Here is a 5,359-nt window from a genome sequence, read left to right on the forward strand (position 1 = left end):
ACCCTGTCTTCATGCACCGGCGCCGCCGCGATCACCCGATCCAGAACCCAGTTCGACTGACCACGCCCATCGACCGGTATGCGGAAGCCTTCTCAAGTCAATGTGATGCGCGCCACCGTTGACCTAAATGATCACACACCGCATGCTCCCCGCAATCTTGTTAAGAAAAATTAAGAAAACGGGTGGGGTGTGCTTTCACGAGAACGTCGGCATCGCTGGCGTCGGGCGATGCGGAGCGGGGCGATAGCCGTCACGCTCCTAGGATGTGCGGTCCCGGTGGCCGGGGCGACTCCGGCACTCGCCGATGACAGGGCAGCGACGACTACGGCTGACAGGACTCCGGAGTCAGAGGCAAGCGCTCGTGCGGCCACGACCGGTGAGCGGGTGGCCGTGGACGCGGCGACCACCGAGTCGTCCCAGGTCTTCGCCAACCCGGACGGCACCTTCACGCAGGAGATGAACGCGGCTCCGGTCCGTGCCCGTAAGGACGACGGCACCTGGGGCCCGATCGACACCACCCTCGTGCACGAAGCCGACGGCACTGTACAGGCGGAGAACACCACAGCCGGCCTCACCTTCTCGGGTGGCGGCACCGGCGACGCTCTGGTCACGCTGAAGGACAAAGGGCGCTCGCTGGAACTGGGCTGGCCCACCGCGCTCCCCAAGCCCCAGCTCGACGGCGACACCGCCACCTATGCCGGAGTCCTTCCGGACGTGGACCTGAAACTGACCGCGCTCAGTTCCGGCTACACCTCGGTGCTCGTGGTCAAGACCGCTGAGGCGGCGAAGAACCCGGCGCTCGCGACGATCAGGATGACGGTGTCAGGTCGGGGCGTGGACATCGCCCCGACAGCTGACGGCGGTTTCGTCGCGCGCGACAGCGACGGCACCCCGGTCTTCGAGAGCCCGACAGGGCGGATGTGGGACTCGGCCGGTGACACCCCGGCAGCCGTCGCCTCCCCTGCCCACGTCACCACTCAACTCGCCCGCACCGCTTCTTCGGCAGCGGCGGAGACCGAGGGCGTGCCGACGAAGGAGACAACCCCACTGCCTGCCGCCGGCGGTGATCCGACCCCGCTGGAGGGCCCCGGCAGCGGTGACGCTGCGGCCGAGCTCCCGCTCAAGGTCAACGGGACCACTCTTGAGATCACGCCCGATCCGGCCCTCCTCCACGGACAGGACACCGTCTTCCCTCTCTACATCGACCCGCCGACCAAGGGCATAACTCTGGGCGACTGGACGGCTCTGGCTTCCAACGGCACCAAGTACTGGAAATTCGACGGGGACAAGGGCGTGGGGCGCTGCTCCAACTACGCCGGCTACCTCTGCTCCGACAGCCCGTACACCCAGCGCATGTACTTCGAGTACCCGCTGTCGTCGATCCACGGCAAGAAGGTCCTGGACGCGACGATGGAGGTGTACCAGGAGTGGACGTTCTCCTGTGATCCGCACTGGTACGACCTGAGCCGCGTGGACAAGGGCATCTCCTCCAGCACCACGTGGTCGTCCCGTCCCAGCGGGGTGGACCTGATGGGCGACCGGAACGTGGCCTACGGGCGGGGCAGTCTGTGCAGCCCGTCGCAGCCGGCGAACTGGGTGCGCTTCAGCGACAACCTCGACGAGACGAACGAGAACCTGACGACGACACTCGCGTCCTACGCCGCGGACAAGGCGCCGCAGATCACCTTCTCACTGACCGCGCACGACGAGTCGGACGCCGGGGCCTGGGCGCGGTTCCGCAACGACGCCAAACTGTCGGTGACGTACATTTCCTACCCGGGCAAGCCGACCTCGTACGGCGTCCAGCAGGGCACCACCGGGCGCGCCTGCAACGCCTCCACGCAGCCGTTCACCACCAGTGCCACCACGCCGAAGATGCTGGCCACGGTGCAGTCCTCCGACGGCTCCAACGCCCAGCTGCGCGCCCTGTTCGAGGTGTGGAAGGCCGACGGCTCCAGCCGCGCCTGGTACGCGGCTTCGCCGGACAGCGCATGGGTGGCCGACAACGCGGCCCGAACCGCATCCTCCAGCGCGCTGCCGCCGCAGACGGACTACCGGATGCGGGTCAAGACGCAGGCGTACTACAAGACGGACCGGGGCGTCACGGGCGTGCTGGACTCGTCGTGGTCGTCGTGGTGCTACTTCCGGGTCGACACCGACTCGCCGCCGCCTCCGGTGGTGACCAGCGCGGACGGGATCTACAAGTCGGCCGAGACCGACCCGGCCGCGGGCGGGGTGGGCACGCCGGGCAAGTTCACCTTCACCCCCGCGGACACCAACGCCACCACGCCCGGCATCCAGTCCGACGTGGTCAGCTACAAATGGAAACTGAACAGCGGCGCCATCTCGCCCCCGATCCCCGTCGCCAAGGGCACGGCCACCACCCAGACGATCACGCCGAACCAGGCCGGCGAGAACACCATCCAGGTCTGGGGCTACGACGCGGCCGCACACAGCTCGCTCACCGGCTACTACAGCTTCCTGGTGAAGGGCGCCGAGGCCCCCTCGGGGATCTGGCACCTGGACAACGCCCTTACTGATTCCACCACCGCGACCCAGCACCCGCTGACCTCCTCGGGGGCCACCTGGGACACCCTGGCCCGCAGCGGCTCCGGCGCGGCGAAGTTCAACGGCACGAGCGCCTATCTGTCCACCTCCGGCGCGGTGCTCGACACCACCAAGTCCTTCACCGTCTCGGCCTGGGCGCGCCTGGAGAAGAAGGACGTCAACTACACCGTCCTGTCGCAGGCGGGCACGAACGCCTCCGGCTTCCAGCTCTACTACTCCACGGCCTACAACGCCTGGATCTTCAACCGTCACCAGACGGATGTCTCCGATCCCGCGATCACCCGCTCGATCGGCACCAAGCCCCCGGTCCTGAAGGCCTGGACCCATTTGGCGGGTGTCTACGACGCCGCGGCGCAGACGATCCAGCTCTACGTCAACGGCGTCCCGCAGGGCAGTCCGGTGCCGTTCACGGTCACCCCGTGGAAGGCGTCCGGAGGTCTGCAGGTCGGCCGGCTGTGGCACGCGGCGACCGGTAAGGAGAACTTCGCCGGAACCATCGACGAGGTCAAGGTCTGGTCCCGTGCGCTCGCCGACACCGAGGTCACCCACGATGCCTGGCTGGAGGACGAGGACCTCAGCGACGGCACCGCCGGCGACCCGGTCCCGGCGCTCGTCGCCAAGTGGGACGCCACGGACATGGCCAACGCGACCGGCACCACGATCACAGACACCAGCGGCTTCAGCCGGAACCTGACCCTCAACGGAGCTGCGCTCACCCAGTTCACCACCGGCGACCCCGATATCGGCGAAGAGGTCACGACCACGCAGGCGATGACCCTGAACGGCACCAGCGCCTATGCCACGGCCACCGGTCCGGTCGTCGACGACTCCGGTTCGTTCACCGCGACCGCCTGGGTGACGCTGGACCCCGCCAAGCTCGCCGACACCAGCAAGTCGTACGCGGTGCAGGTGTTCGGCCAGTCGGGCACAAGCCAGTCCTCCTGGGGTGTCTGGTACGACCAGCCGGCCGGCAGCACCCAGGGACGGTGGATGTTCGGCCGTCCCGACAAGGACGGCACCGGAGCGCTCTGGACCGAGAGCGAGTCCACCGCGCTCACCACGGCCAAGCTGGGCGTCCCGGTCATGCTGACGGTCGTCCACGACGCCCAGGCGGCAGCCGACCCGGATGACACCTCCAGGCTCGGCGCGCTGAAGCTCTACGTCGACAGCGCCCTGATGGGTGACGAGGACGGCGTGCCGTACTCGGCCCCCTGGCAGGGCGGCGGAGCATTCGAGATCGGCCGGGCGAAGATCAACGGCACTGCCGCGCGCTACTTCCCCGGAACGATCGACAGCGTCCGTGTCTGGGCCGGAGCCACCTCCACCGACACGATCGCCAACCGGCGCAACGCCGAGCAGCGATAGGAGCGGGTGGGACAGGGCGGGCCTCCTTGCCTGCCCTGTCCCACCCCCGCCTTCTTCCGTCCTTGTCCGTTCTGCTCGAAACGCTCCGCGTGTCTTGGCGGACGCGCTGTCGAGAACCAGCGTGCTCGGGCGCCACCGTCGTCGCCCGGGCGCACTCTGCCCCTTTCCATTTCCGAAAATCGGGAAATTCACCGTGTCTTCAACACCCTTCCGCCCACGCTTGCCAGGGGCGGTCATACGCCGCTGGCTCGGCCATGGCGCGGTCATCGCGTCCCTATCCCTCTTGCCGCAAGTCGTGATTCCCTCGGACTACGCCTTCGCTGCGCAGGCCCAGGCCCAGAGTGCCCGCAAGCCGCTGGAGGACCGGCCCAAGGCAAAAATCAACAAAGTGGGCGTGCTCAAGCCCGGAACATCCAAGGCCCCGAAGGACAAAGCCGCACCGGCGTCCCGCCAGACCCGTGAACGGCTGAAGAAAGCCGCATGGCCGAAGGCCGGGAAAGCCACCACCGAGGTTGCAGCGACCGGCAAGGCCGCTGTCACCATCGGCGGGCTCGGCATGGCCCTGGCCCAGGAACCCGCCGTCGCGGCAGCCAAGTCGGCGAAGACCAAGAAGAAAGCGAAGGCCACCGGTCCGGCGGAGGAGGTGGCGCTCAGCGTCCACTCCCAGTCGGCCGCGAAGAAGGCGGGCGTCAACGGCGTCCTGCTCACCGTCGCCCCCGCGAGAACCACATCCGGTGACAGTGACAGCCTCCGGGTCTCCCTGGGCTACTCCTCCTTCAACGATGTCTACGGCGGCAACTTCGGCCCCCGTCTGCACCTGGTGAGCCTCCCGGCGTGCGCGCTGACCACCCCGCAGAAGAAGTCCTGCCGCACACAGACCCCGGTGGCAGGCGCGGACAACGACGCGGAGTCCCAGACCCTGACGGGCACCCTCCCCGCCCGCACGCTGACGGCCGGCACCCCGATGCTCTTGGCGGCGGCGGCCGACAGTTCGGGCGGCGGGGGCGACTACAGTGCCACGTCGCTGTCCCCGACCGCGACCTGGGAGGCTGGCGGCAGCACGGGTGACTTCACCTGGAACTACCCGTTGCGGGTTCCCCCGGCGACGGCCGGCCCGGCCCCGAACCTGTCGATCTCCTACAACTCCGCCTCGGTGGACGGCCGCACGGCCGGGGAGAACAACCAGACCTCGGTGGTCGGCGAGGGTTTCTCCATCACCGAGTCCTACATCGAGCGCAAGTACGGCTCCTGCAAGGACGACGGTCAGTCCGGCAAGGGCGACCTGTGCTGGAAGTACGGCAACGCCACCTTGGTCCTCAACGGCAAGGCCGTAGTAGGGCTTGGTCAGGTTCGTATGGGTGTGGGTATGTCTTGGTGGCAGGTGGGGCAGGCGCCGGTCCAGGTGGCGAGGAGTGTCTGCAGTTCG

The 5,359-nt window shown here is 68.1% G+C and carries 1 protein-coding gene and 1 pseudogene; both read left to right on the top strand.

Annotation, left to right across the window (positions count from 1 at the left end; translation table 11 throughout):
• Nucleotides 1-384 precede the first annotated feature (384 nt).
• Nucleotides 385-3,933, top strand: coding sequence for a LamG-like jellyroll fold domain-containing protein (locus tag ACFYW8_RS44345; RefSeq protein ID WP_389093791.1), 3,549 nt, complete (start codon nucleotides 385-387; stop codon nucleotides 3,931-3,933).
• Between the two features lie 283 nt (nucleotides 3,934-4,216).
• A pseudogene (locus tag ACFYW8_RS44350) lies at nucleotides 4,217-5,359 on the top strand (hypothetical protein); the annotation flags it as partial.

The organism is Streptomyces sp. NPDC002742 (assembly GCF_042888885.1).
In the GTDB taxonomy this organism is placed as follows: domain Bacteria; phylum Actinomycetota; class Actinomycetes; order Streptomycetales; family Streptomycetaceae; genus Streptomyces.